We start from the raw sequence: 26,446 nt of genomic DNA, 5'->3' as shown, positions 1-26,446 counted from the left end.
ATTAGAGAAAGTTCTAACGATGTGCAACAGGCAGGTACTATTATGATGAATTCAATTGACCATATCATTGGATATCATTGTGCACCGGCAATTCGAGGTATCAAGCTTTCGAACTTGGTTTCTATTCCACGGGACATGAATGAACAAATCCAATTTGTATTGACAGAATATAATAAAGAGTTCAATGAAAAAGGATTGTTCTTCTTTGAATTATGTCGCTGTAAAGCGCGTAGACTATTATTGGTATTCCGTGAGAAACAATTACGAGACTATGTACGGCAACCTGCAGTTATGACATTTTTGAAAGCCTACGGTTATCATGATCGCATGAGCATTATGGAGATGCTTGAGCACCTAAGATATCGTATGGAAGCAAGTGTTGATTTTCCACATGAAATCGGCGTATTTCTAGGTTATCCATTAAAAGATGTGAAATATTTTATTTCTCGTCGTGGCAGTGGATATCGTATGTGTGGAGAGTGGAAAGTTTACCATGATGTGGTAGATGCAAAGCGCTCTTTCTTATGTTACAAAGCATGTCGTGAATTTTGTCAAACTCAATTGATGTTGGGAAAAACATTTAGTTCATTGGTCGCAAGAACGGCCTAGGAGGTACAAGATGATTGGTGTAATTTATTGGTCCGGTACAGGCAATACAGAACAAATGGCTCAAGCAGTAGCTGAAGGTATCAAAGCTGCAGGTCAAGAAGTTGAAGTGAAATCTGTTTCTGAAGTATCCGTAGATGACGCAGCAGCTTACGAAAAACTAGCTCTTGGCTGTGCTGATATGGGTGCAGAACAATTAGAAGAAGGCGAATTTGAACCATTCTACACAGAATTAGAAGCTAAATTAGGTGGTAAAAAAGTAGCAATCTTTGGCTCCTATGGTTGGGGTGGCACTTGGTTAGAAGACTGGGGCACTCGCATTAAAGACGCTGGTGGCGAATTAGTAGCTGATGGTGTGGCAATCTTGGGTGAACCTGATGATGATGGTAAAGCACAATGCCAAGAATTGGGTAAAACATTAGCAAACGCATAATTTACTCTTAACCATTAACATAAATCCTAACAGATAACAGTATATAAAGGCTGTAATAACGATATGTCGTTATTACAGCCTTTTTTGTATGCAATAAGGAGATTATTTACACTTACTATGTATATAGACGTAACTCTTTGATAGTTATAAATAGTAGGAATATTTATAAAATATATATATGCATAATGACATAGCAGATAGAATTAATACATATAAAAATATAGATATACATTGATTTTTATAGAATTTGAATAGATTTAATTATATAGATGTGATAGTACAAAGGTCATTAAAAATTTTTATAACAGACAGTTCGTGTGATGGAAATCACAGGGAGTGTATATGTTTGTAACAATGGATGTATGTATCTGTATGTTTATAAATAACTTTAATGCATAATAGCGTTGCATTTTTGTATACATAGACCTATAATTTAAGTAAGGAACCTAACAAAAAATTAGGTTGATACAAAAATAGTTAGAATTATTCTCATAATGCTAACTATGTAAGCGGACTGAAGTTATTTAGACCATAAAGTTAACCGATACCGATGAGAGGGAGGTTATCTCAATGAGTACATTGGAACGGCTAAAAGTAATAGCCCATGGATTGGCCATACAATTCGGACCATCTTGTGAAGTACTAATACATGACTTACAAGGAGATCTCGATACATCACTTGTATATATAGAAAATGGTACGATAACAAATCGTCATGTTGGTGATGGTCCATCACATGTGGTTTTAGATGTACTCAACTATGATGATGGTAGTGAAGGTAGATTTGGGTATCTAACAAAAACTAAGGATGGACGAATATTAAAATCTTCTACCATGTATATCCGTGATGATAATGGCAATATTGATTACCTATTAGGAATTAATCAGGATATCACAGAGTTTGTTATGATGCATCGATCACTTGAAAGTCTTATAGGGATAGGCCAAGCAGAGAATGGCACTGTTGAAAAAATTACTACAAGTGTATCGGAACTATTAGATGATTTACTACTAGAAGCAGAACGATTAGTTGGCAAACCTGGACCACTCATGAATAAAGTAGAGCGACTAAAAGCTATTAGCTACTTAAATGAAAAAGGGGCTTTTCTTATCTCTAAATCTTCAGAAAAGATTGCGGAGTATTTCAATATTTCTAAGTTTACTCTTTATAGTGATTTAAATACTGTAAAGGAAGAATCCTAGGAGGCAAATATGGACCGAATTCAGTGGAAACGTAATACGATGGCACCATCTAGTGACAAGTTTTTGTCCGTTATGGATGTTAGAGAAATTAAGAAAGCAAAAGCGTTTCATGAAAGTTTTCCACAGTATAGTGTAACTCCACTAGTATCGCTAGAAAAATTAGCAGATTATATCGGTGTTAATTCTCTCTTTGTAAAAGATGAATCTTACCGCTTTGGCTTAAATGCGTTTAAGGTATTAGGCGGCTCTTATGCAATGGCAAAATATGTAGCTCAACAAACTGGTAAAAATGTTGAAGATGTACCATATGATGTATTAACTTCTCCACAATTAAAAGAAGAATTCGGACAAGCTACATTCTTTACAGCTACTGATGGTAACCACGGACGTGGCGTAGCCTGGGCTGCTAATAAATTAGGTCAAAAAGCAGTAGTGTTCATGCCTAAAGGCTCTACAGAATATCGTAGAAAACAAATTGAAAATGAAGGTGCTACCGTAACGATCGAAGAATTCAACTACGATGAATGTGTACGGCTAGCAACTAAAAAATCTAAAGAAGTTCCAAATGGTGTTGTAGTTCAAGATACAGCATGGGAAGGTTATGAAGAAATTCCAAACTGGATCATGCAAGGCTATGGCACAATGGCTATGGAAACGGCAAATCAGTTAGAATCTGAAAACTGTAAGGTACCAACTCATGTATTTGTACAAGCTGGTGTAGGTTCCCTAGCAGGTGCTGTAGTAGGTTATTTCACTAATTTATACAGCAATGCAGCTAAGAAACCTAAATTAGTGGTTGTAGAAGCTGAAGCAGCAGCTTGCTTATATAAAGGGGCTGTAGCTGATGATGGTAATCCTCGTATCGTTGAGGGTGATTTAGAAACAATCATGGCTGGACTTGCATGTGGTGAACCAAATACAGTTTCTTGGGATATTTTGAGAAACCATGCGGATGTATTCGTATCTGCTCCTGATTGGGTAGCAAGACTTGGTATGCGCGTTGGTGGTGCACCGATTAAAGGTGATACACCAATCACTACAGGTGAATCTGGTGCAGTTCCACTAGGTCTTGTAACGGCAATTATGACAATGCCAGAATATGAAGACTTACGCAAGGAATTAGAATTAGATGCGTCTTCAAAGGTGCTCTGCTTCTCCACTGAAGGTGATACAGACCCTGAAAGATATAAAAACATTATGTGGTATGGTGAAGATCGTTAGGAGGCATTAATTATGGATTTACAAGCAATTAAACAAGCAGCAGCAACTTATGGACCAGCGATGACCAAGTTCTTACGTGAAATCGTAGCATTCCCTGGTGAAAGTGCAGAAGAAAAAGAACACGTTCAACGTATTGAAAAAGAAATGAAAGATCTTGGCTTCGACGAAGTTGAAGTAGATCCAATGGGTAACATTCTTGGTTACATGGGTACTGGTAAAACACTTATTGCCTTCGACGCTCATATCGATACAGTAGGTATTGGCAACCGCGATAACTGGAATTTCGATCCTTATGAAGGTTTCGAAGATGAAACTAAAATCGGTGGTCGTGGTGTATCCGACCAATTAGGTGGTATCGTATCCGCTGTATACGGCGCTAAAATCATGAAAGACTTAGGTCTTTTAAGTGATAAATATCGCGTACTTGTTGTAGGTACAGTTCAAGAAGAAGACTGCGATGGTCTTTGCTGGGAATACATGATTAAAGAACGCAATATTCGTCCTGAATTCGTAGTATCCACTGAACCTACTGATGGTGGTATCTACCGTGGTCAACGTGGTCGTATGGAAATCCGCGTAGACGTACAAGGCGTATCTTGCCATGGCTCCGCTCCTGAACGCGGTGACAACGCAATTTACAAAATGGCAGACATTCTTCAAGATATCCGTGACTTGAATGCTAACTCTGCTGATGAAAGCACAAAAATTAAAGGTCTTGTAAAAATGCTTGACCCTAAATTCAACCCTGACCACTACGAAGAAGCTCGCTTCTTAGGTCGCGGTACTGTAACTACTTCCCAAATCTTCTACACTTCTCCAAGCCGTTGTGCAGTAGCTGACTCTTGCGCCGTTTCCTTGGACCGTCGTATGACAGCTGGCGAAACATGGCAATCCTGCTTGGCAGAAATCGAAGCTTTACCACATGTTAAAGAATATGGTGCGAAAGTATCCATGTATGAATATGCTCGTCCATCCTGGACTGGTTTAACATATCCAATCGAATGTTACTTCCCAACTTGGGTAATTCCTAAAGATCACAAAGTAACAGAAGCTTTGGAAGAAGCATACACTAGCTTGTATGGTAATGAACGTATCGGCGCTGAAGATACAGTTGAAATGCGTAAAGCTCGCCCATTGACTGATAAATGGACATTCTCCACAAATGGTGTTTCCATCATGGGCCGTAACGGAATCCCTTGCATCGGCTTCGGTCCTGGCGCAGAAGCACAAGCACATGCTCCTAACGAAATTACATGGAAACAAGACCTTGTAACATGTGCGGCTGTATATGCATTATTGCCATCCGTATACTGTAAAGACTAATATCACATAAATTGGATTAGATCTCTTTAAAACGGAAATCACTAGAACATCGTTCATAACTACAAATTTAATACGGTACCTCACCATTGGATGAGGTATCGTATAAAGTTAGATCCTAAGTAGCCCTTTAGGGAATTGAAAGAGAGGACTTACAGATGACAGACTTCAATAAAAGTATTGAAACTTTAAAAGACTTAGACGTTAGCAAAATGTACGGCGAAGATTTCTTCCTTACATGGGAAAAATCTGAAGATGAATTAAAAGGTGTTTGGGCAGTAGCAGATGCATTACGAGCTCTTAGAGAACGCAATATCTCCACTAAAGTATTCGACAGTGGCCTTGGTATTTCTTTATTCCGCGATAATTCTACAAGAACTCGTTTCTCCTTCGCCTCCGCTTGTAACTTGTTAGGTCTTGAAGTTCAAGATTTAGATGAAGGTAAATCCCAGATTGCTCACGGTGAAACAGTTCGTGAAACAGCGAATATGATCTCCTTCATGGCTGACGTTATCGGTATCCGTGATGATATGTACATCGGTAAAGGTAATGCTTACATGCATCAAGTATCTGATGCAGTTAAAGAAGGTCATGAAGATGGCGTATTAGAACAACGTCCTACACTTGTAAACTTACAATGTGATATCGACCATCCAACACAAATCATGGCTGATGCGGCTCATATCATCAAAGAATTCGGTGGTGTAGAAAATCTTAAAGGCAAAAAACTTGCTATGACTTGGGCTTACTCTCCATCTTATGGTAAACCTTTATCCGTACCTCAAGGTGCTATTGGTTTATTCACTCGTTTAGGTATGGAAGTTGTATTAGCACATCCTGAAGGCTATGAAGTAATGCCAGAAGTTGAAGAAATCGCTAAGAAACAAGCTGAAGAAAGCGGCGGTTCCTTCCGTAGAACTAACGACATGAAGGATGCTTTCAAAGATGCAGATATCGTATATCCTAAGAGCTGGGCTCCATTTGGTGCGATGGAAAAACGTACGAAATTGTATGGCGAAAACGACCATGAAGGCATTAAAGCATTAGAAAAAGTTCTTCTTGAAGAAAATGGTAAACATAAAGATTGGGCATGTACTGAAGAGATGATGAGTCTCACTAAAGACGGTAAAGCTCTTTACTTACATTGCTTACCAGCAGATATTACAGGTGTAAGTTGTGAAGAAGGCGAAGTAGACGCAACAGTATTCGATCGCTATCGCGTACCTCTTTATAAAGAAGCAAGCTACAAACCATATGTTATTGCAGCTATGATCTTCTTAAGCAAATTTAAGAATCCTGTAGAAACCTTAAAAGAATTAGAACGGAAGGGAACTGATCGAGTTCAACCGTAAAGTAAACTTTAGGGGCCATCCGTGTTGATGGCCCCTTTTTATTCTTAATAGTTTGTTATGAGGCATAACATGAAAAAAAGAGTTGTAGTAGCGTTAGGTGGGAATGCATTAGGTAATTCCCTTCCGGAACAAAAAATTGCAGTAAAAAGTACAGCTAAAACGATTATTGATTTAGTAGAAGCTGATTGTGATGTGGTAGTAACTCATGGCAATGGTCCTCAAATTGGTATGATCAACAATGCGATGGCTGCATTGACACGTGAAGTAGAAGGCCAACCAAATACACCATTGTCCGTATGTGTGGCTATGAGCCAAGCATATATCGGGTATGACTTACAAAATGCCCTTCACGAAGAGTTGTTGAATCGTGGTATTGAACATTTGCCAACCATGACAATGGTTACGCAAGTATTAGTTGACCAAAATGACCCTGGATTCCAAAATCCAACAAAACCAATCGGTCACTTTATGACTAAAGAAGAAGCTGAATACGCAGAAAAAAATTACGATTACGTTGTAAAAGAAGATTCTGGTCGCGGATATCGCCGTGTAGTAGCATCTCCAGCACCTCAGGAAATTATCGAAATTGAAGCGATTAAAGGCTTGGTAGGGAAACAATTAATCGTTGCTTGTGGTGGTGGCGGTATTCCTGTAACTAGAGAAGGTAATGAACTTCATGGTGCAGCAGCCGTTATTGATAAAGACTGGACTAGTAGCCTATTAGCACAAGAAATTGATGCAGATGTACTTGTTATATTAACCGCTGTTGAAAAGGTTGCCATTAATTTTGGTAAAGAAAATGAAAAATGGCTAGATGAAATAACCGTGGCAGATGCGAAAAAATATGCAGCAGCAGGCGAATTTGCAGAAGGCTCTATGAAACCTAAGGTAGAAGCAGCTATTGCCTTTGCAGAATCTAAAAAAGGCCGTGTTTCCATTATTACATTATTAGAAAAATCTAAGGATGGTATAGCAGGAAAAACAGGTACGCGTATCGTATTATAATAATATATGGATTTATAAGTATGCATCCAACGTTTCGTTGGGGAGGTGCCCTATGATTATATTAGGAAAAGGTACTGTAATTACTCGCGATACTGATAGACCTATCATTTATGATGGTGCTGTTGTTATTGACGGAACTCAGATTATAGATATTGGTACATATGATGAGTTATGTAAAACTTATGCAAACGCAGAAATCATTGACGCTCATGGCGGCTTGATTATGCCTGGTTTTATTAATGCACATCACCATATTTACTCTGCTCTTGCACGCGGCTTATCCTTGCCTGGTCCAGCACCAACTAACTTTGGTGAAATTTTAGAAGGACTCTGGTTCTATTTAGATAATAAATTGACAGCTCCAGATGTGAAAGCTAGTGCATTACTTACATATTTAGGATGTATAGAAAACGGCGTTACTACTATCTTCGATCATCATGCAAGCTATGGTGAAACTGCTAATAGTTTATCTGTAATTGCTGATGTAGCTAAACAGTTCGGTGTTCGTTCTTGTTTATGCTATGAAGTCTCTGATCGTAACGGTGTTGACCAAATGAAAGCAGCTGTTGCAGAAAATGTGCGTTTTGGTAAAGAAGCGAAAAAAGATCCATCTAGACTCGCTGCTATGATGGGCTTACATGCATCCTTCACATTAAGTTCTGAAACATTAGATTATGTGAAAGCACAAAATGAAGACAAGTTAGGTTATCACGTTCATGTTGCTGAAGGCCCTGAAGATGTGGCAGATAGTAAAGAAAAATATGGCATGACACCGGTGAGACGACTTGTAGAGGCAGGAATTTTAGGTCCTAAGAGTATTGCAGGTCACTGCGTACATGTAACTGATCAAGATGTGGAATTATTGAAAGAATCTCAAGCTAAGGTTGTACATAATCCAGAAAGTAACATGGGTAATGCAGTAGGCACAACAGATATCTTAAAACTATTAGGTGCAGGTATCACAGTTGGTCTTGGTACAGATGGTTATACAAATGACATGCTCGAATCTTACAAAGTGGCAAATTGCCTTGTAAAACATGAGCAACATAAACCATATGTAGGTTGGGGCGAAGTTCCTCATATGCTATTCGAAAACAACCGTAAAATGGCGAATGAATTCTTCGATACTACAGTTGGCATCCTTAAAAAAGGTGCCGCAGCTGACGTAATCGTTCTTGATTACGCAGCACCAACGCCACTTGATGAAAATAACATCAATGGTCACTTATTATTCGGTGCTAATGGTATGTATGTGGTAACAACTATTAGTGATGGTGTACCACGTATGATCGATCGTAAGTTACAAGGCATCGACAAAGCTGAAGTAATGAATGAAGTTTTAGCAACATCTAAAGGTTTATGGAAACGACTAAACCCATAACACAAGCGCTTTAAAGGAGTGTGACATTATGAGTGACATTATGTATCCGGTAAGTTTCGGAAATTTGATGAACCACATTATGACTGAGTACAAGATGTACAATCGTATTTACAATGTAAATAAAATTCATCGTACGAATCATGATCAACGCTTATCTATTTTTGGTAAATCCATTGAAAACCCTGTAGGTCCTGCAGCTGGCCCTAATACACAGTTGGCACAAAATATTGTGGCTTCTTATGTAGCTGGTGCTCGTTGCATCGAATTGAAAACTGTACAAATTATGTACGGTGAAGAATTAGGTATTCCTAGACCTTGTATCTACTCTGTAGACGAAACATACAACGTAGAGTGGTCTTCTGAATATAGCTGTGATGAAGCTGCTGATGAATACATCAAAGCATGGTTTGCATTGAAATTGATCTCTAAAGAATTAGGCTTAGGCGATCCAGATGGTTTCTTGTTTATCATGAGTGTTGGTTACAATTTAGCTGGTATTAAGAGCCCAATGGTTGATAAATTCATCAACACAATGCGTAGCGCATCTCAATCTCCTATGTGGGATGAATGCAAACAATGGTGTCTTGACCATGTAGATGAATTTGAACATATCGATGCTGATTTCATTAACTCCATTAGCGATGAACTTTGCCAAGCAATTACATTGTCCACAATGCATGGTTGCCCGGCTGAAGAAATCGAATCCATTTGTTCTTACCTAATCAGTGAAAAAGGTCTTCATCTATACTTGAAATGCAACCCTACATTATTAGGTCCAAAACGCATTAGAGAGTTATTAGATAATGCTGGCTTTGAATATATTGACTTTGAAGATCATCAATTCGAAGTTGATCTTCAATTCGATAAAGCTGTTCCAATGTTAGAACGTCTTATCGCTCTTGGTGAAAAACATAACAAGATCTTTGGCGTTAAATTGACAAATACATTCCCTGTACAAATTCATAACAATGAATTGCCAGGCGAGCAAATGTACATGTCTGGTAAATCCTTGTTACCTGTAACAATTGGCGTAGCTGAGCTTCTAAGTGCTCAATTCGGCGAACGTTTACCAATGTCTTACAGTGGTGGTGCTGTAAAACAAAATATCAAAGCTATCTTTGATTGTGGTATCTGGCCTGTAACAGTATGTACAATTCTTCTACAAGGCGAAGGTTACAATACGTTCAAAGGCTTAGCAGATGAAGTTGAATCTACTGATTACAACGCTGCTTTGAAAGTGCATAAAGATCTAATCGCTAAACTTGCTAAAGATATTAGTGAAAATAAAATCTTCAAGAAGAGCGATGCAATGAAGAAAAAACGTGAAGCAATGCCATCCTTCCCTAGTACACGTAGCTCTGACTACCACTGCCGCGTAGTATGTGGTGCTTGCGTTCGCGTATGTCCTAATAGATGTAATGAAGTCGTTACTGTAAATGATGCTAAATTGATTGTCCATGTAGATCAAAGCTGTAATGAGTGTGGTAACTGTGCATGTCATTGCGTAGAACCTTGTCAACCATACAAGGATCGCATTACATTCTTCCACAATGCTGAAGCTTTAGCAGATAGTACAAATGATGGTTTCTACATCACAGGCACTAGCTGTGGTTACCGCTTCAAAGGTGAAGAAGCCGTATGTGACATTGATGCATTACCTGAAGAATTGAAAGGAGTTGTACATGCCTTCTGTAAAGAGCATGTGTACTATGTATCATGATTATCATACAACAAGGGGACTTGGTCTTAACTGATCGAATCCTTACCGGAGATTTATTAATTGATGGCGACAAAATTGTCGCCATCGATGAACACGTTCCTGTTCCAGAAGGAGCTAAAGTAATTGATGCAAAAGGTTGCTATGTGTTCCCTGGATTCATAGATCCACACACACACTTTCAGATGACAAATGCCTTAGCGTCTACTGCGGATGATTTTGATAGTGGTACAAAAGCCGCTATTCTTGGTGGAACAACATCAATCATTAATTTTGCTTCTCCTGAGGAAGGATCCCTTTGTAAAGGCTTAGAAGTTCATAAGGAGCGTGCCGCAGGGCATTGCTCCTGTGACTATAAATTCCATATGGAACTAGTAGAAATGAATGAAAATGTAGCTTGTGAGATACCAAAGGTTGTAGATGCCGGTGTATCATCCTTTAAAGTGTATTTAGCGTATGGCTTTCGTTTAACAGACCGAGAGATTTATGATGCTATAGAGGCAATCAAACCTACAGGCGCTCTCGTTGGAGCGCACTGTGAAAATGGTGATCTTATTGATGCGCTCGTAGCTAATAAACGTAAACGTGGTGAATTAGATGTAAGCAATCATCCACTCACAAGACCTGCCATGATTGAATCGGAAGCGATTAAGCGCTTTAGTACAATTGGTGCTGCATTAGACTATCCTGTACATATTGTTCATGTAAGTTCTAAAGAGGGCCTTGAAGAGGTTATTCGAGAACGGAACCTAGGGCATAAAGTGACTTGTGAAACATGTCCACAATATTTAGTGCTCGATGAATCACGATATAATTTGCCTGATTTTGAAGGTGTTAAATATGTGATGAGCCCACCGTTGAGAACAATTCAGGATCAAATGGCAATAAAGGATGCCTTAGTAAATGGCATATTCCAAACGATTGGGTCTGATCATTGTAGTTTTACTTTTGATGATCAAAAGCTAAAAAGTCGGCATGATTTTACTCGTATACCTGGTGGTATTCCAGGTGCTGAGGAACGAGGAATCGTAGCTTATGATGTGTTGGTAAATCAATGCAATATGAGCGTTGTAGATTTTATGAAATTAGTTAGTGAAAATCCTGCAAAGCTTTACGGTATGTATCCGAAGAAGGGCACGTTAGCCGTTGGTAGCGATGGGGATATTACAATTGTTGATAAGCGCATTGAGCATGTGCTTTCGAAAGAGTCCGCCCATACAAAGGCAGACTATATACCTTATGAGGGCATATCTGTAACAGGTAAAGTTCGAGATGTTATCCTTAGAGGTCACCATGTGGTACAAGATGGATCCTTAATAGAATCATATCTTGGTGAATGTATTCCTTAATGAAAGGAGGGCTATATATGTACCGCTTTCAAGTGAATGGCACCCAACATGAGGTTCAAGAGGATCAGCGTTTAATTGATTTCTTGCGAGCTGATTTGAAATTAACTGGCACTAAAGAAGGTTGTAGTGCGGGTGCTTGTGGTACGTGTACAGTAATTATAGACGGAAAAAAAGCTAAGGCTTGTGTAAGCAAATTATCCCAATTGGATGGTAAATCAGTTGTAACGATTGAGGGCCTAACAGAACGGGAAAAAGCAGTATACACCTATGCTTTTGGTGAATGCGGAGCGGTGCAATGTGGTTTCTGTATCCCAGGTATGATTATTAGTGCAAAAGTTTTAATTGATGAAAATAATGACCCTACACCTGATGATGTAAAAAAAGCTATTTTAGGCAACATTTGTCGTTGTACAGGCTATGTAAAAATTGAAGAAGGCATTATGTTAGCCGCAAAAATGTTCCGTGAGAACTTACCAGTTCCTGAAAAGGATACAACTGGTAATGTAGGCGCTCGTTTACATCGTGTAGATGCGGAGGAAAAAGCACTAGGTACTGGACAATACGCTGATGATATCCATATGGATGGCATGATTTATGCTAAAGCATTGCGTTCTAAATACCCTCGTGCTAGAGTCGATCGCGTTGATGTTTCTAAGGCGCTTGAACATCCAGCTTGTGTAACAGCTTTGACCGCTAAAGATGTACCATTTAATAAAACTGGTCACTTAGTGCCAGACTGGGATGTACTCATTGCAGAGGGCGATATCACTCGTTATGTAGGTGATGCAATTGCGCTCGTAGCAACTACAGAGAAAAAATACTTGGACGAAGTTCTTGCTCTCGTTGAAGTTGATTATACAGAGTTAGAGCCTGTAGTAGACCCATTAGAAGCATTAAAACCAGATGCACCTCAATTACATCCAAGCGGAAATGTATTGACTCGTCAAACATTATCTCGTGGTGATGTAGATAAGGCTATTGCAGAGGCTGCATTTGTAGTAACAAATCACTATTCCACACCTCAAACAGATCATGCATTCATGGAACCTGAATGTGCTGTAGCATATCGTGAAGGCGATGTAATTCATTTGCATTCTGGTAGCCAAAACGTTTACGATGATCGCCACGAAGTGTCTCGTATGCTTGGTATCCCTGAGGAATCTGTACAAGTTCATAGCATGCTCGTAGGTGGCGGCTTTGGTGGTAAAGAGGACATGAGCGTACAGCATCATGCATCTCTTGTAGCTTGGCTTACAGGCAAACCAACTAAGGTTCTCTTCTCTCGTCAAGAAAGTCTTAATATTCATCCTAAACGCCATGCGATGGAAATGGATATTACTACTGCTTGTGACGCAGAAGGCAACTTGGTAGCAAGTAAGGTAAACATCGTATCTAACTGTGGTGCATATGCATCCTTAGGTGGTCCTGTACTTCAACGTGCAGGTACACACTCTTGTGGTCCTTACAAATTTGATAACTTTGCCTTTGATGGCGTTTGTGTTTACACAAATACTGTTCCTGGTGGTGCATTCCGCGGGTTCGGCGTAACACAAACTATCTTTGGTCAAGAACAAAATATTGATGAATTAGCAGCATTGGTAGGCATGGATCCTTGGGAGTTCCGTTATAAAAACGTTGTTCGCCCTGGTGACTCCTTACCAAATGGCCAAATTTGCTCCGAAGAAACTGCATTAGCAGAATGTTTGGAAGCCGTAAAAGATGCATACTACGCATCTGACCGTACAGGTCTTGCTGTATGCTTGAAAAACAGTGGTATCGGTGTAGGGTTACCTGATACTGGCCGCATTATCTTAGAAGTGCGTGACGGTGTGGTTCGCATCCGTACTGGCGCAGCTTGTATCGGTCAAGGTATGGCTACTATGGCTACTCAAGTTCTTTGTGAAACAACTGGTTTAACAGCTGACAAAGTATTTGTAGAACGCCCTGACACAGTACGTACACCAGACTCTGGTACAACTACTGCATCTCGTCAAACAGTATTCACTGGTGAAGCAACTCGCAAAGCAAGTCTTCGCTTGAAAGAAATGTTAGAAACTATGTCATTAGAAGAACTGAATGGTGTAGAAATTTATGAAGAGTTCCTTGGTGAAACAGATCCATTCAACTCTGATAAACCACATCCAAAAAATCACGTTGCCTATGGTTACGGTGCTTGTGTAGCAACAATTGGTGAAGATAATAAAATTGCTGATTTACATGTAGCATACGACGTAGGTCGTGTAGTTAACCCACAATCTTGTGCTGGTCAAGCTGAAGGCGGCGCTATCATGGGTATGGGCTTTGCTGTAACAGAAGACTTCCCTTATAAAGATGGCTATGTAACAGCTAAATACGGCACTCTAGGTCTTCTTCGAGCGACACAATGTCCACCAATTCATGTAAGTTTGATTGAAAAGGGGACACCAGAACAATATGCATACGGCGCTAAAGGTATTGGTGAAATTTCCAGTATTCCAATTGCACCAGCTATTGCAAATGCGTATCGTCGTATTGACGGAGAACCACGTAGATCTTTGCCGATTCAACATACAGGTTATAAAAAATAGAATATTTGCTTAATGGGTAGGGGCCTAAGGCCCCTAGCCATCAAGGTTCCCACGTGAAGTCGATGAGATTTCTCTAAACTCTATCATGTACGATAGTATGACTATATAATTTTACTAGTAACTAAAACGTAAGATATGAGGTGATTCTTATGAGTAAAGCTATATCTGGCGTCGACCATGTAGATGGTATGCTGCCAATCCCGCAATTGTTTGCTTATGGCTTACAGCACGTACTAGCTATGTACGCAGGTGCAGTAGCGGTACCAATCATCATCGCACAAGCGATGAACTTACCTATTGAAGACTTAATTCGTTTGATTACGGCCGACTTGTTCACATGTGGTGTTGCTACATTGATTCAAACATTAGGCTTTGGTCCTATCGGTGGTCGTATTCCTCTTATTCAAGGTGTAACATTTGCTTCTGTAGGTCCAATGATTATGATTGGTCAGCAGCATGATATTACAACTATCTACGGTGCGATTATCGTAGCCGGTATCTTTACATTCCTTGTGGCTCCATTCTTTAGTCGTTTGATTCGTCTATTCCCACCTGTAGTAACAGGCACTATCATTACTATTATTGGTATCAACTTGATGCCAGTAGCAGTTAAATGGATGGGTGGCGGTGCAGGCAGTCCAAACTTTGGGGATCTGCTTAACATTGCTCTTGGTGTAGCTACATTTATTATTGTTATTATAACCTATCGATTTGGTAAAGGATTTATTGGTAATCTAGCAATCTTAGTAGGTCTTATCCTTGGTACAGCCCTTGCTATGCTTTGTGGTGTTACTGACTTCTCCGAAGTAGGTCGTTCTCAATGGGTATCCATTGTAACACCGTTCTATTTTGGTCTTCCAACCTTTGACTTTGCTTCTATGATTTCTATGATTATTGTAATGCTCGTAGTTATGGTTGAAACAACTGGTGACAGTATCGCAGTAGGCGAAATCGTTGATAAACCTATCGGTCAAAAAGAGTTGGCTGCAGTACTTCGTGCTGATGGCTTATCTACTTTAATCGGTGGTGTGCTTAACAGCTTCCCTTACACAGCGTTCGCTCAAAACGTTGGTCTTATCGCTGTAACACGCGTTAAGAGCCGCTTCGTTGTAGCAGCATCTGGTGTTATTCTTATTTTATTAGGTCTTTTCCCTAAATTAGCTGCTATCGTAGCTTGTATTCCAAATGCCGTTTTAGGCGGTGCAGGTATCGCAATGTTTGGTATGATCATTGCCAGCGGTATCCGTTCCCTTGGTAAAGTTAGCTTTGATGGTAACTACAACTTGATGTTAGTAGCGATTAGTATTGGTGTATCCATGATTCCTCTAGCTGCGCCTAACTTCTATGCACATTTCCCAGATTGGGCTCAAATTCTTTTGAAATCTGGTATCACAGCTGGTAGTATCATTGCCGTTCTTCTAAACGTTGTATTCAATGGCTTTGGTTACAAAACTGTTAACGAACCTAATCGTGCAATACGTAAATACCGTCACTTCACACGATTCAAAGGCTATCCTAAACATTTCTATCAATAATATATAGTTAGACGAGTTTATTCTCATACGATTACATGTATTGTCTTTCACAATAGAAACCTTGTTTGTATAGGTAAAACATCTATATACATGTTTTCGATTTTAAAAGGGCTCACTCTAGTTTTAGAGTGAGCCCTTTTTTGTGTGGAATCGTGTACTACTTTGGTATATAATTAAATAATATTATTACAAAGGAGAAGCATTATGAAAGACGAGCGATTTATAGTTACGTATCGAATAGAAGCAGGTTCATATGAAGAAGCAAAAGCAATTGCTTGGGCTGTTCAAGTAGAACAAACTATAGAGTTTCCTTATGAGTTTATTACTGATTCGTATATTAAAGAAAATATCACTGGTCGGTTAGAGAGCCTTGAGCCTATGGAACAAGGTTCTGCATATGTTAATGTTGGCGTTATGCCAAATGCTGTAATTGATGTATCTCGTTACTATGTGGCTCGTATTTCGTATCTTGTAGATACTACGGCATTAGAAGCGACACAATTTTTAAATGTTGTCTTTGGAAACTCGTCCTTACAACCTCATATTTGGGTGGTTGATGTAGAGTTATGTCCAACCCTTTATGATGTGTTTACAGGGCCTCAGTTTGGTTTACAAGGCATTCGTGACTTAGTGCACACACCGACACGACCTATGATTCAGGCGGTTGTAAAACCTATGGGAACACCTAATGAAGAGTTAGCTCGTATGTGTGGAGCTTATACACGTGGTGGGGCAGATGTTATTAAGGATGACCATGGTATCTCTAACCAGTCGTTCTCTCAATTTAAAGATCGGGTAAAGCGATGTGCTGCTATAGTGCGTGAAATGAATGATAAACACGGCAAACATACCTTATATGCAGCTAATGTGTCTGGCGATGGTACAGACGTAATAGAACGTGCTTATTTTGCTAAGGAAGCTGGCGCAACGGCCCTTATGGTGGCCTCAGGGCTCGTTGGGTTTGGTTGGCTACATAAACTAGCTAGTGATGAAAAATTACGATTGCCCATTATACATCATCCCGCTTATTCAGGTGGATTTGTAAGTCCTGGCACATCTGGTATAGCTGATTATCTACAATTAGGCTTGTTGCCTCGTATTTTTGGGGCTGATATGCCAATCTTTGTATCCTATGGTGGACGTTTTACTTTCACAGAGGAGCAATGCAAGAGAATTTCGAATTATATTAAACAACCTATGGCATTGATGAAAGCGGCTTGCCCAGCTCCAGGTGGTGGTGTAACAGATGCTCGTCTTAATGAACTAGTTAAGTTATACGGTAATGATACAATGTTCCTCGTTGGGGGCGATATGTTCCGTAGAGGTCCGGATATCGAGTCTAATATGGCTTACTTTGTAGAGCGTTTGACCGACTTATCTGAAAGCAAGTCATGATAGTTTACGGTTATTTAACTTAATACAATAGTTATATCGAATAACTAAGTCACTGACTTTCACAAAACTATGTAAAGAATTATGATTAAGTATATGGAGTGTTTTGATGAGTGAATCCTCACCGTTGGAGGTCCATGTCCTTGCTAGTGGTAGCAAGGGCAATTGTACAGTAATAAAAAAAGGAAACTCCGTCATATTGCACGATGTAGGCATTAGCTGTCGGCGCATCGTAAATGGATTAAAAGAATTGCATATCGATATGGCACAGGTAGAGGGCATATTTATCAGTCATGAGCATAGTGATCATATTGCAGGGCTACAACAACTGTTGAAACGCTTTGATATTCCTGTGTATACGAAACAGGGAACGTGGCGTGAAATACAAGATAAGCTCGTCGTACCAAAGAATCAATTAATTGAACTGACCAAAGGTAGTCTAACATTGGGGAATCTGATTGTAGAACCTTTTGCAGTGAGTCATGATGCAGCAGATCCAATCGGAATAAATGTATTTTCTGGAAACGACAAGGCTACAGTCGTGACCGATACGGGTATCATTTCTGATGATATATTACATAGACTGGATGATAGTACGTTGCTAGTACTAGAGGCTAATTATGATCCTCATATGTTGCGCTTTGGACCGTATCAACCTTTTTTGAAACAACGGGTGGCCAGTGATGAAGGCCATTTAAGCAACGAAATGGCAGCTCAAGCCTTGCTTATGATGAAGCGGCCTGATTTTATGCAAGTTATTCTGGCCCATCGTTCTGAAAACAATAATAATGCAGTTTTAGTAACTCAAACGATTGGAAAAATGCTAGTAGACGGTGGCGTACGCATTGGACCGGAAATGAAATTGCAACATGGTCAGCCTAATGAAATTGTGTCTATGCAATCTGTAAAGAGGTAGAAAATGAGATTTTATGTAGTTTGTATCGGAAAGTTAAAAGATGCTTATCTGCGGGATGGTGTTGCGGAATTCGTAAAGCGCATGCGGCCTTATGGTGGTATTACTATTACTGAATTAAATGAAAGTAAAATTGGCGATAAGCCGAGTGATGCGGATCGAAAACAAGTCGTTGCAGAAGAAGGTGAGCGTTTATTAAAAGCGGTTCCGAAGAGTGCTTATACAGTATTACTCGATGTGTACGGTAAGACAATGTCCTCTGAAGACTTAGCAAAGACTGTAGCAAAATTAGAAGTAGATGGTGTTAGCGATATGGCGTTCATCGTTGGCGGTGCTTTTGGGGTAAGCGATGAACTACGTAGATCTGTAAATTATAAATTATCCTTTAGCCCAATGACCTTTACCCATCAAATGGTACGCTTATTGCTAGTAGAGCAAATTTATAGAGCTTCTAAGATTAATCGTAACGAACCATATCATTGGTAATAGACTTATAAATTATTTATATAATATTCTTATAAAAAAGGAGTTTTATTATGCTATGTCGAATAGTATAATAAAGCAAGATGTATTTGTAAGGAGGAATTCACTATGAAAATTCAAGAAGTAATGAATAAATACCCTGTTACTGTTGGCAAGGATGCGCCGATTTCTGATGTGGCTGACTTATTGGTAAAATATAATTTAACAGCTGTTTCCGTAGTGGATGACAACAATAAATTATTAGGTATTATTTCTGAAGGTGATTTGCTTTATAAAAAAGTTCGCCCTCATGTACCTCACTATGTAAATGTGTTGGGCGCTAGTATTTATTACAATGGCATTGGCGAATATAATGCGCAATTCAAAAAATTGTTAGCATCTCACGTTCATGAGTTGATGACCGACGAAGTCATTACAACTACACCGGATAAAGATGTAGAGGAAATTGTATCTGTTATGCTTGATCAACATTTGAAAAATGTTCCTGTTGTAGATAAGGATTACCATTTGATTGGTATCTTGTCTCGTCGTGACATTATCAAATTGATTGCTAAAGATAACTAATTTGCATAATTATGTAGAACATAGAAAGACCACCCATTTCGGGGTGGTCTTTTAGTGTAAATTGAGAAGAATTGCATTGACCTTGCATTTATGTTATTATTAGGAGTGCATAATATACTACAGAAATTTGGGCGTATTGCCCTTCGAGGAGGACATATTTTAAATGAAAGCAACTGTAAATCCTGTTGATCAACACGTAGTAACGTTAACTATTGAAGTACCTGCAGCAGAAGTAGATAAAGGCATTAAGCAAGCTGTAAAACGCATTGCAAGTCAAGTAAACATTCCTGGCTTCCGTAAAGGTCATGCGCCTCGCCGTATTTTGGAAATGAACTTCGGCAAAGACGCTATCATGGAAGAAGCATTCGAAGTATTGGCTAGCCAAAACTACAGTGCTGCACTTCGTGAAAATGATATCGTTCCTGTATCTGAACCAGAAATCGAACGCGAACAATTCGAAGAAGGTAAAGACTTGATTTTCAAAGCTACTGTAACTAAACGCCCTGAAGTTAAACTTGGCGACTACAAAGGCTTAGAAGCTGAAAAACAAGATGCTACAGTAACTGATGAACAAATCGAAGAACAATTGAACAACATCCGTGAACAACAAGCAAAAATGGTTGTTGCTGAAGAAGGCGCTACAATTCAAAAAGACGACTTCGCAGTAATCGACTTCGCTGGTTCCGTTGATGGCAAACCATTCGATGGTGGTGAAGGTAAATCCTACCCATTGCAAATCGGTTCTGGTAGCTTCATTCCTGGTTTCGAAGATCAATTGATCGGCGCTAAAGCTGGTGATGATGTAACTGTAAAAGTAACATTCCCTGAAGACTACTTCGTAGCAGAACTTGCTGGTAAAGAAGCAGAATTCAAAACACATATCCATGACATTAAACGTAAAGAGTTGCCTGAATTGAACGACGAGTTCGCAAAAGAAGCAAGCTCTTACGAAACTATTGAAGAATTGAAAAAAGATCTTCGCGCTAAAATGGAAGAAGAAGCTTCCCGTCGCGCAATCGATACTTACAATGCAGACTTGATTCAAACAGCTGTTAAAAATGCAACTGTTGAAATCCCAGAAGTAATGATCGAAGATCGTGTAGAACAAATGATTCAAGAATTGGCTATGAACATGGAAGGCCGTGGCTTGAAACTTGATGACTACTTGAAATTCTCCAACAAAACTATCGAAGATTTACGTTCTGAATACAAAGATTCTGCAGCTGAAAACGTACGCGCTGATTTAGTATTAGACGCTATCGCAACTGCTGAAGGTATCGAAGTAACTCCAGATGATATGAACCGTGAAATCTTCATTATGGCTCAAAACTTTGGGGCAGATCCTAAAGAAGTTTGGGATATTATTGCAAAAGAAGGTCGTGTAGCTATGTTGGCAGGCTCTGTAGCTCGCAAAAAAGCAGCTCGATTCATTATTGATAATGCAAAAGGCGCTGAAGCGGCTAAATAATAGTTTGCTCAACTAGGTACATGAAAAGGTGAATATATGTATGTACCAATCGTAGTTGAACAAAGTGAACGCGGTGAGCGTTCCTATGATATTTACTCTCGCTTGTTAAAGGACCGCATTATCTTCCTAGGTGGACCTATTGATGATAATGTAGCAAATGCGGTTATTGCGCAAATGTTATTCCTAGAAGCAGAGGATCCTGATAAGGATATCCATTTGTACATTAATAGCCCCGGTGGTGTTGTAACTGCCGGCATGGCTATTTATGATACGATGCAATATATAAAACCAGATGTGTCTACCATTTGTGTAGGCTCTGCAGCGAGCATGGGGGCCGTGCTTTTAACAGCAGGTGCCAAGGGCAAACGTTATGCGTTGCCTCATGCACGCGTTATGATTCACCAACCATTAGGTGGTGTTCAAGGGCAAGCATCTGAAATTGAAATCCATGCCCGTGAGATTCTTCGTATGCGTGAAGAATTAAATGGTATCTTAGCTTCTCGCAGTGGACAAGATATTGAGGTTGTTGCGCGCGATACAGATCGCGATAACTTCATGAGTGCTCAGGATGCCGTTGAATACGGCTTAATTGATGAGGTACTCACAAGAGAACCTGTAGAAAGCAAGTAATGGAGGCGCCCATTGGCAAAAGATAAAGACACTATGCGCTGCAGTTTTTGTGGACGCACAAGCGAAGAAGTCCGCAAATTAGTAGCGGGTCCTAACGTATATATTTGTGATGAATGCGTTGAAGTATGTGAACGTATTATTGCTGATGAGTTAGGTGACGTAGAGACGGACGACTTCAACTTAAAAGAATTGCCAACGCCGAGAGAAATTAAAGCTCATCTTGACGAATATGTTATTGGTCAAGATGATGCTAAAATCTCTTTAGCTGTGGCTGTATATAATCACTACAAACGTTTACAAACAGATAATGTAGTTGATGATGTAGAATTACAAAAGGCTAATGTTTTATTCATTGGTCCTACTGGTAGTGGTAAAACACTATTGGCTCAAACCTTAGCGAAAATGCTAGAAGTACCATTTGCTATTGCAGATGCTACAAGCTTAACTGAAGCTGGTTATGTAGGGGAAGATGTGGAAAATATCTTGCTCAAAATTATCCAAGCTGCAGATTATGATATAGCTCGGGCTGAACGTGGCATTATTTATATCGATGAAATTGATAAGATTGCACGTAAGTCTGAGAACCCTTCCATTACACGTGATGTGTCTGGTGAAGGCGTACAACAAGCATTACTTAAAATCTTAGAAGGTACCGTAGCTTCTGTTCCGCCTCAAGGTGGTAGAAAGCATCCAAATCAAGAAATGCTTCAAATTGACACTACAAATATTCTCTTTATTTGTGGTGGTGCATTTGATGGTATGGACAAGGTTATTACTAAGCGTACCGCTAAGAAAACCCTTGGTTTTGGTGCAGATGTACAACGTAAAGAAGAACGTAATATATCGGCTATCTTGAAGGATGTTGTACCTGAAGATTTATTGAAGTTTGGCTTAATCCCTGAGTTCATTGGTCGTTTGCCAGTAATGGTAACATTAGATCAATTGGATAGAGATGCATTGATCCAAATTTTGACAAAACCTAAAAATGCATTAACAAAACAATATGAAAAAATTCTATCCCTTGATGGTGTAGAATTAACTTTCACTGAAGATGCATTAGAAGAAATCGCTGATGAAGCATTACAGCGAAAAACAGGTGCTCGTGGTTTGCGTGCTATCATTGAAAAGGTGATGAAACGCGTTATGTTTGAAGTTCCTTCCATGCCGGAAGTAACTAAGTGCATAGTTAATCGTGAATCCGTGTTGAGCACAGGTGAACCTATACTCAAAAATGAGGCAGACCAAGACATCCAGTTGAAATCGTAATTCGAAGAAACTCATTTCTGTGTAGGAATGAGTTTCTTTTCATAATATAAATACCTGGAGGAAGTATGAATTTACTCGAAATTGGGATTCCAACCGTACCCCTTAGAGGCATGGTTGTATACCCGAATATCGTGATTCACCTCGATATCGGTCGAGACAAATCCATTAAAGCGGTAGAAGCCGCAATGAACGAGGATCGCATTTTAGCAGTTGTCAGCCAAAAGGATGATGCTGTTGATTCGCCAACTGTTCATGACTTAGCCCAAATGGGTACATTAGTAAAAATTAAGCAAATGTTACGCTTGCCAGGTGGTATTGTACGTGTTCTTGTAGAGGGCATTACACGTATTCGCGTAATGAATATAACAAGTATGGATCCGTACTATGTAGGGGACTACGAGCGTGTAGCCTCCGAATTTGAAGACGATGTTGAGTTAGAAGCCTATCGTCGTTTAGTGCAATCTAAGTTTGGCGAATGGGCTGAAGAGGCCAAATCTGTTACCGATGAAGGCGTAACACGGGTTATGGAATTACGTGACCCTTGTGAATTAGCTGACCAAGTTGCGTTCTTGTTGCCTATTAATAATACTAAACGCCAAGAGTTACTTGAAGAGTTATCCGTAGCTCGTCGTTTAAATATGATCGTAGGCATCTTGAATATGGAATTACAAATTTCTGATTTGGAAAATTCTATTAATAATCAAGTTCGTCAATCTATGGAAAAAGCGCAAAAAGAATATTTCTTGCGTGAAAAAATCCGAGTTATCCACGATGAGTTGGGTGACAAAGGAGATCCAGAGGAAGAAGCAGAAGAGTTACGTGTTAAATTGAAAGCACTCAACCTTAGCGAAGATGTACATGAACGTATCGATAAAGAAATCTCTCGTTATAGTCGCATGCCTCAATTGATGCCAGAAGCAACTATTTTGCGCAATTACCTAGATTGGGTGTTAGCGTTACCTTGGAACGAATTGACTGAGGATCGCTTAGATATTAAAGAGGCTCATGATATGCTTGAGGCTGATCATTATGGCCTTGAAAAGGTTAAGAAACGCATCCTTGAATTCTTAGCTGTTCGTAAGTTAACTGGTAAGAATAGTGGCTCCATTCTTTGCTTAGTTGGACCACCAGGTGTTGGTAAAACATCCTTGGCTACGTCTATAGCTAAAGCAATGAACCGTAAGTTCATCCGTGCATCTTTAGGTGGTGTACGTGATGAAGCTGAAATTCGTGGCCATCGCCGTACGTATATTGGTGCATTGCCTGGTCGTATGATTCAAGGCCTCAAGAATGTAGGCACTAAGAACCCTGTATTCTTATTGGATGAAATTGATAAACTTGCATCTGATTATAAAGGCGATCCATCCTCTGCATTGTTAGAGGTATTGGACCCTGAACAAAATAGCACATTTAGTGATCACTTCATTGAAGTACCATTTGATTTCTCCGAAGTATTCTGGATTACAACGGCTAATGTTGCATCCAATATTCCAGGTCCATTGTTAGATCGTATGGAAATTATCGAATTATCTAGCTATATGGAACAAGAAAAATTAGAAATTGCTAAGCGCTATTTAGTACCTAAACAAATCAAGAAAAATGGCCTTGAAGATTACAAGGTTAAATTATCTGATGCAGTGTTGAAAAAGGTAGTTTCCGAATATACTCGTGAAGCGGGTGTTCGTACCTTAGAAAAAACGATTGCTAAGATTTGTCGTAAGATTGCTTATAAAGTCGTTGAAGAAGGTGGGGATGCACCGAAAGTAACGACAAAAAATCTTCCCGAATTCTTGGGTGCACCAATTTTTGTTGACCAAGAGCGCGAAAAGAAACCGCAAATTGGCTATGTAAATGGTCTAGCTTGGACTTCTGTAGGTGGCGTTGTATTGCCATGCGAAGCAACAACTATGAACGGTACAGGTAAACTTGCATTAACGGGTAGCTTAGGTAAGGTTATGCAAGAGTCTGGTCAAGCTGCAATGAGCTATATTCGCCACAATGCAAAAGCCTTAAAAATTGAAGATGATTTCTATAAGAAACTCGATATACACGTTCACTTGCCAGAAGGTGCAACACCTAAGGATGGCCCTTCCGCAGGTATTACGATGACATTGGCTATGGTATCTATTTTAACAAACCGTAAGGTTCGTTCTGATATTGCCATGACTGGTGAAATTACATTGCGTGGCCGTGTACTACCAATTGGCGGTTTAAAAGAAAAGTTATTAGCAGCCTTGTCTAATGGTATTAAAGAAGTATTGATTCCTAAAGGTAATGAAAAGGATATTGCAGAATTACCTGATATTGTAAAAGACGGTCTCATTATTACGCCAGTTAAGACAATGGATGAAGTATTAGCAAAGGCACTTGTGTAATGCAAAAAAAGAAAAAATCCACTAAACAAATGGGCCCAAAACCACAATATACACGAAAAGAACCGAAGGGGCCTCGTATTATAGCAGCAAAATATAATACTTCCTGTGTTAAGGCTGATCAATATCCTGAAGGGGATACTGTGGAAATAGCTTTCATCGGGCGCTCTAATGTGGGCAAATCTTCGTTGATTAACTCGTTGTGTAATTATCGTGGGTTGGCTCTCGTTAGTGGCCAACCAGGTAAGACTAAGACAATTAACTACTTTGATATTGAATCAAAAGAGGATATTTCTGAAACAGAGGAACGCAGATATAACTGGTTTCTCGTAGACCTTCCTGGTTATGGTTTTGCAAAGACAAATAAGGGAAACCGCAACTTGTGGTCTTCCTTTATTGCCGATTATATTTTACATTCTGAACGATTGATGTTGTTGTGCTTACTTATCGATGGCCGTCATCCAGAGATGCCTATCGATAAGGTGGCCTATGATTGGCTCGTTGAAGCTGGTGTACCATTACAAATTGTAGTTACTAAAGCTGACAAACTAACGGCTAAAGAGAAGTCTGCGAACTTGGCTAAAATTAAGGAAATGTATCCAACGAATACACCGCCTATTTTATATAGCTCCTTAAAACACACGGGACGTGAACTTTTACAACAACGCATCAATAAAGTTCTAGTAGGAGATGAAGCATGAGTCAAACCAATGAATTAGAGATTATGGAACGCATTGCTCTAGATTTAGAGGGTGTGGAAGAGTCTCTTGCATCATCTTTTAATACAGGTGCAGAAGACTTTAATGCACTGATTCGACCATTATCTGCTGCAGGTGGCAAGCGCTTGCGCGCGCAATTATGTTTATTGATTGCTAATGCAGGTACATCTGTAGAACGTCAGCGTATTAGAATTGCTGAAGCCGTAGAGATGCTTCATTTAGCGACTTTGATTCACGATGATGTGTTAGATCAAGCAGAGATTCGTCGAGGCGAAGAAACGATACATATGCATAAAGGAAATAAGGTAGCTATTCTTAGTGGTGATTACTTGTTTGCTAAAGCATTCCAAATTGTATCTGAAATGCCTAATATGAAATATTTGCAGATTTTTTCTCATATCATTACTTGCCTTGTGGAAGGCGAGTTTATGCAGATGGAAGATGTGTATCGCATCGATCAAGGGATTGAGCGCTATATGACTAAGACCCAAAAGAAAACAGCTGACTTTATGGAAGGCTGTATGGAACTTGGTGGCCTATTAGGGGGCTGGAGCGAATCTGAAATCGTTGAGTTGAAAAAATATGGTCATGCTCTGGGCATGGCATTCCAAATTACTGATGATATTATGGATTATCGTGAAACAACAGCGACGACTGGTAAACCCGTGGGGAATGATCTTCGCGAAGGTTTATTGACATATCCGTTGTTAAGTATCGTTAATGATGATAATAAAGATAAATTGCTTGAGGATATTAAAGCCTTGAATAATGGCGGCGATGAGCAGGCTATTATCGACTATGTTATCGCTCAAGGCGGTATTGATAATACATTAGCTGTAGCTGATCAATATTGCAAGGATGCTTTGGCAGCGCTCGATGCTGTACGTGATTTCCCAGGCAAGGAATTCCTTGTGATGGCAGTAGAAAATTTAGCTGATAGAAAGGTATAA

At 39.5% G+C, this 26,446-nt stretch carries 22 protein-coding genes; all 22 read left to right on the top strand.

The window, feature by feature from the left end:
• The first annotated feature begins 21 nt into the window (after positions 1-21).
• The 22 genes from VEIS1202513_RS05250 to VEIS1202513_RS05145 all read left to right on the top strand — a co-directional run bounded on the left by VEIS1202513_RS05250 (position 22) and on the right by VEIS1202513_RS05145 (position 26,446).
• The gene (locus VEIS1202513_RS05250) at positions 22-609 is read left to right on the top strand and encodes a DUF3793 family protein (protein ID WP_060924014.1); all 588 of its coding nucleotides are present in this window, start codon (positions 22-24) and stop codon (positions 607-609) included.
• Positions 610-619: 10 nt separating this feature from the next.
• Entirely contained in the window at positions 620-1,039 is a 420-nt protein-coding gene (locus tag VEIS1202513_RS05245; protein WP_213466905.1) for a flavodoxin, read from the top strand.
• A gap of 570 nt (positions 1,040-1,609) precedes the next feature.
• Positions 1,610-2,242 (top strand): helix-turn-helix transcriptional regulator, encoded by a 633-nt coding sequence (locus tag VEIS1202513_RS05240; protein ID WP_105085934.1) that lies wholly within the window; start codon positions 1,610-1,612, stop codon positions 2,240-2,242.
• Between the two features lie 9 nt (positions 2,243-2,251).
• Positions 2,252-3,463 (top strand): diaminopropionate ammonia-lyase, encoded by a 1,212-nt coding sequence (gene dpaL / locus VEIS1202513_RS05235; protein WP_105094096.1) that lies wholly within the window; start codon positions 2,252-2,254, stop codon positions 3,461-3,463.
• A gap of 12 nt (positions 3,464-3,475) precedes the next feature.
• The gene (locus VEIS1202513_RS05230; protein ID WP_195185928.1) at positions 3,476-4,786 is read left to right on the top strand and encodes a YgeY family selenium metabolism-linked hydrolase; all 1,311 of its coding nucleotides are present in this window, start codon (positions 3,476-3,478) and stop codon (positions 4,784-4,786) included.
• A 155-nt stretch (positions 4,787-4,941) separates the two neighbouring features.
• The gene (ygeW, locus tag VEIS1202513_RS05225; RefSeq protein ID WP_105089457.1) at positions 4,942-6,135 is read left to right on the top strand and encodes a knotted carbamoyltransferase YgeW; all 1,194 of its coding nucleotides are present in this window, start codon (positions 4,942-4,944) and stop codon (positions 6,133-6,135) included.
• A 69-nt stretch (positions 6,136-6,204) separates the two neighbouring features.
• A complete protein-coding gene (gene arcC, locus VEIS1202513_RS05220; protein WP_105085932.1) occupies positions 6,205-7,140 on the top strand; it encodes a carbamate kinase in 936 nt (311 codons plus the stop codon).
• Positions 7,141-7,192: 52 nt separating this feature from the next.
• Entirely contained in the window at positions 7,193-8,521 is a 1,329-nt protein-coding gene (gene ssnA / locus VEIS1202513_RS05215) for a putative aminohydrolase SsnA (protein WP_213466903.1), read from the top strand.
• Between the two features lie 28 nt (positions 8,522-8,549).
• Entirely contained in the window at positions 8,550-10,241 is a 1,692-nt protein-coding gene (locus VEIS1202513_RS05210; RefSeq protein ID WP_213466902.1) for a selenate reductase, read from the top strand.
• Entirely contained in the window at positions 10,238-11,587 is a 1,350-nt protein-coding gene (hydA, locus tag VEIS1202513_RS05205) for a dihydropyrimidinase (protein WP_213466901.1), read from the top strand. Before VEIS1202513_RS05210 ends, hydA begins: the two co-directional genes overlap by 4 nt.
• A 17-nt stretch (positions 11,588-11,604) precedes the next feature.
• Complete coding sequence (xdh, locus tag VEIS1202513_RS05200; protein ID WP_213466900.1) at positions 11,605-14,154, top strand: selenium-dependent xanthine dehydrogenase; 2,550 nt, start codon at positions 11,605-11,607, stop codon at positions 14,152-14,154.
• Positions 14,155-14,303: 149 nt separating this feature from the next.
• Positions 14,304-15,689 (top strand): nucleobase:cation symporter-2 family protein, encoded by a 1,386-nt coding sequence (locus VEIS1202513_RS05195; RefSeq protein ID WP_060924007.1) that lies wholly within the window; start codon positions 14,304-14,306, stop codon positions 15,687-15,689.
• A gap of 204 nt (positions 15,690-15,893) precedes the next feature.
• Positions 15,894-17,084 (top strand): RuBisCO large subunit C-terminal-like domain-containing protein, encoded by a 1,191-nt coding sequence (locus VEIS1202513_RS05190; protein ID WP_156719034.1) that lies wholly within the window; start codon positions 15,894-15,896, stop codon positions 17,082-17,084.
• Positions 17,085-17,190: 106 nt separating this feature from the next.
• A complete protein-coding gene (locus tag VEIS1202513_RS05185) occupies positions 17,191-17,997 on the top strand; it encodes an MBL fold metallo-hydrolase (RefSeq protein ID WP_024065469.1) in 807 nt (268 codons plus the stop codon).
• Positions 17,998-18,000: 3 nt separating this feature from the next.
• Positions 18,001-18,480, top strand: a complete 480-nt coding sequence (rlmH, locus tag VEIS1202513_RS05180) for a 23S rRNA (pseudouridine(1915)-N(3))-methyltransferase RlmH (RefSeq protein WP_024065468.1) — start codon at positions 18,001-18,003, stop codon at positions 18,478-18,480.
• Positions 18,481-18,585: 105 nt separating this feature from the next.
• Positions 18,586-19,041, top strand: coding sequence for a CBS domain-containing protein (locus VEIS1202513_RS05175; RefSeq protein ID WP_024065467.1), 456 nt, complete (start codon positions 18,586-18,588; stop codon positions 19,039-19,041).
• Positions 19,042-19,204: 163 nt separating this feature from the next.
• A complete protein-coding gene (tig, locus tag VEIS1202513_RS05170; protein WP_105085923.1) occupies positions 19,205-20,509 on the top strand; it encodes a trigger factor in 1,305 nt (434 codons plus the stop codon).
• 36 nt (positions 20,510-20,545) lie between these two features.
• Positions 20,546-21,139 carry an ATP-dependent Clp endopeptidase proteolytic subunit ClpP gene (clpP, locus tag VEIS1202513_RS05165; protein WP_005385987.1) on the top strand — a complete coding sequence of 198 codons (594 nt, stop codon included), beginning with the start codon at positions 20,546-20,548 and terminating at the stop codon, positions 21,137-21,139.
• Positions 21,140-21,151: 12 nt separating this feature from the next.
• Complete coding sequence (gene clpX / locus VEIS1202513_RS05160) at positions 21,152-22,405, top strand: ATP-dependent protease ATP-binding subunit ClpX (protein WP_105085922.1); 1,254 nt, start codon at positions 21,152-21,154, stop codon at positions 22,403-22,405.
• Positions 22,406-22,470: 65 nt separating this feature from the next.
• Positions 22,471-24,780: an endopeptidase La gene (gene lon, locus VEIS1202513_RS05155; protein ID WP_105085921.1), complete on the top strand. Its 2,310-nt coding sequence runs from the start codon at positions 22,471-22,473 to the stop codon at positions 24,778-24,780.
• Positions 24,780-25,478, top strand: coding sequence for a ribosome biogenesis GTP-binding protein YihA/YsxC (yihA, locus tag VEIS1202513_RS05150; protein WP_105085920.1), 699 nt, complete (start codon positions 24,780-24,782; stop codon positions 25,476-25,478). Before lon ends, yihA begins: the two co-directional genes overlap by 1 nt.
• Complete coding sequence (locus tag VEIS1202513_RS05145; protein ID WP_105094086.1) at positions 25,475-26,446, top strand: polyprenyl synthetase family protein; 972 nt, start codon at positions 25,475-25,477, stop codon at positions 26,444-26,446. The genes yihA and VEIS1202513_RS05145 overlap by 4 nt, the downstream gene beginning before the upstream one ends.

The organism is Veillonella orientalis (assembly GCF_018406505.1).
GTDB lineage: Bacteria > Bacillota > Negativicutes > Veillonellales > Veillonellaceae > Veillonella > Veillonella nakazawae.
The sequence above is the reverse complement of the archived record's forward strand: the minus strand, read 5'-3'. Positions and strand labels throughout refer to the sequence as shown.

Excerpts from the sequence above, each read along its gene's own strand:
- VEIS1202513_RS05245 (WP_213466905.1), top strand. The coding sequence starts at position 620 with ATGATTGGTGTAATTTATTGGTCCGGTACAGGCAATACAGAACAAATG.
- VEIS1202513_RS05240 (WP_105085934.1), top strand. The coding sequence starts at position 1,610 with ATGAGTACATTGGAACGGCTAAAAGTAATAGCCCATGGATTGGCCATA.
- dpaL (WP_105094096.1), top strand. The coding sequence starts at position 2,252 with ATGGACCGAATTCAGTGGAAACGTAATACGATGGCACCATCTAGTGAC.
- VEIS1202513_RS05230 (WP_195185928.1), top strand. The coding sequence starts at position 3,476 with ATGGATTTACAAGCAATTAAACAAGCAGCAGCAACTTATGGACCAGCG.
- ygeW (WP_105089457.1), top strand. The coding sequence starts at position 4,942 with ATGACAGACTTCAATAAAAGTATTGAAACTTTAAAAGACTTAGACGTT.
- arcC (WP_105085932.1), top strand. The coding sequence starts at position 6,205 with ATGAAAAAAAGAGTTGTAGTAGCGTTAGGTGGGAATGCATTAGGTAAT.
- ssnA (WP_213466903.1), top strand. The coding sequence starts at position 7,193 with ATGATTATATTAGGAAAAGGTACTGTAATTACTCGCGATACTGATAGA.
- VEIS1202513_RS05210 (WP_213466902.1), top strand. The coding sequence starts at position 8,550 with ATGAGTGACATTATGTATCCGGTAAGTTTCGGAAATTTGATGAACCAC.
- hydA (WP_213466901.1), top strand. The coding sequence starts at position 10,238 with ATGATTATCATACAACAAGGGGACTTGGTCTTAACTGATCGAATCCTT.
- xdh (WP_213466900.1), top strand. The coding sequence starts at position 11,605 with ATGTACCGCTTTCAAGTGAATGGCACCCAACATGAGGTTCAAGAGGAT.
- VEIS1202513_RS05195 (WP_060924007.1), top strand. The coding sequence starts at position 14,304 with ATGAGTAAAGCTATATCTGGCGTCGACCATGTAGATGGTATGCTGCCA.
- VEIS1202513_RS05190 (WP_156719034.1), top strand. The coding sequence starts at position 15,894 with ATGAAAGACGAGCGATTTATAGTTACGTATCGAATAGAAGCAGGTTCA.
- VEIS1202513_RS05185 (WP_024065469.1), top strand. The coding sequence starts at position 17,191 with ATGAGTGAATCCTCACCGTTGGAGGTCCATGTCCTTGCTAGTGGTAGC.
- rlmH (WP_024065468.1), top strand. The coding sequence starts at position 18,001 with ATGAGATTTTATGTAGTTTGTATCGGAAAGTTAAAAGATGCTTATCTG.
- VEIS1202513_RS05175 (WP_024065467.1), top strand. The coding sequence starts at position 18,586 with ATGAAAATTCAAGAAGTAATGAATAAATACCCTGTTACTGTTGGCAAG.
- tig (WP_105085923.1), top strand. The coding sequence starts at position 19,205 with ATGAAAGCAACTGTAAATCCTGTTGATCAACACGTAGTAACGTTAACT.
- clpP (WP_005385987.1), top strand. The coding sequence starts at position 20,546 with ATGTATGTACCAATCGTAGTTGAACAAAGTGAACGCGGTGAGCGTTCC.
- lon (WP_105085921.1), top strand. The coding sequence starts at position 22,471 with ATGAATTTACTCGAAATTGGGATTCCAACCGTACCCCTTAGAGGCATG.
- yihA (WP_105085920.1), top strand. The coding sequence starts at position 24,780 with ATGCAAAAAAAGAAAAAATCCACTAAACAAATGGGCCCAAAACCACAA.
- VEIS1202513_RS05145 (WP_105094086.1), top strand. The coding sequence starts at position 25,475 with ATGAGTCAAACCAATGAATTAGAGATTATGGAACGCATTGCTCTAGAT.